Here is a 1176-nt window from a genome sequence, read left to right as displayed (position 1 = left end):
TCCCCAGCCCTACCGGAACGTCAGCCGCCAGCATTTTCGCCACTGGCGGGGTATGTTTGACCGCATCTTTGCCGTAGCGATCGACAAAATATTCGCCCTGGAACGCCATACGGTGCTGAACAGCGATCCCGCCCCCCAGCGCTTTTACGCGCTCTATATTCCGTTCGGTAATCGTTTCAGCGTGATCGAAGAACCAGTGCAGGCCATTGAACGGGATATCGCGATTCACCTTCTCGAATACGTCGAGCATTCGGCTGATGGATTCATCGTAGGTGGCGTGCAGGCGGAACGGCCAGCGGTGCTCCACGAGGTGGCGCACCACGCGCTCCAGCTCATCTTCCATACCTTCCGGCAGATCCGGGCGTGGCTGGAGAAAGTCTTCAAAATCCGCGGCCGAGAAGACCAGCATTTCCCCTGCCCCATTGGCACGGTAGAAGTCGGTCCCCTGCCCTGGTTTGAGCATATCGGTCCAGCGCTCAAAGTCTTCCAGTTCCTGCTGCGGACGCTGGGTAAACAAGTTGTAGGCGATGCGCACCGTCATCTGTTTGTTGGCGTGTAGCTGCTCAATTATCTCGTAATCTTCCGGGTAGTTCTGAAAACCACCGCCTGCATCGATGGCGCTGGTCAGCCCGAGACGGTTCAGCTCGCGCATAAACTGCCGGGTCGAGTTGACCTGCATTTCCAGCGGCAGTTTTGGTCCTTTTGCCAGCGTCGAATAAAGGATCATGGCGTTGGGTTTGGCGATCAGCATCCCGGTTGGGTTACCGTTGCTATCACGCACAATCTCACCACCCGCCGGGTCCGGCGTCGCTTTGGTGTAGCCGACTGCTTTCAGTGCGGCACGGTTCAGCAAAGCTCTGTCGTAGAGGTGCAGAACAAAAACTGGGGTATCCGGGGCAGCTTCATTCAGTTCTTCGAGGGTTGGCATGCGACGTTCGGCAAACTGGAATTCGCTCCAGCCGCCCACCACGCGCACCCATTGCGGCGATGGCGTTCTGTCAGCCTGCTCTTTGAGCATGCGCAGCGCGTCCGCCAGCGACGGTACGCCTTCCCAACGCAATTCCAGGTTGTAATTCAGACCGCCGCGAATGAGGTGCAGGTGCGAATCGTTCAGGCCCGGGATCACCGTATGTCCCTGCAGATCGACAACCTGCGTCCCGTCGGTGGCAAAACTCA

The 1176-nt window shown here is 58.1% G+C and carries 1 pseudogene; it reads right to left on the bottom strand.

Annotated elements, in window-relative coordinates:
* Nucleotides 1–1176: pseudogene (locus FDW87_RS21675) on the bottom strand (amidohydrolase); the annotation flags it as partial.

The sequence above is a fragment of the Citrobacter sp. wls826 genome (genome assembly GCF_005281245.1).
Taxonomy (GTDB): domain Bacteria; phylum Pseudomonadota; class Gammaproteobacteria; order Enterobacterales; family Enterobacteriaceae; genus Citrobacter; species Citrobacter braakii.
The sequence above is the reverse complement of the archived record's forward strand: the minus strand, read 5'-3'. Positions and strand labels throughout refer to the sequence as shown.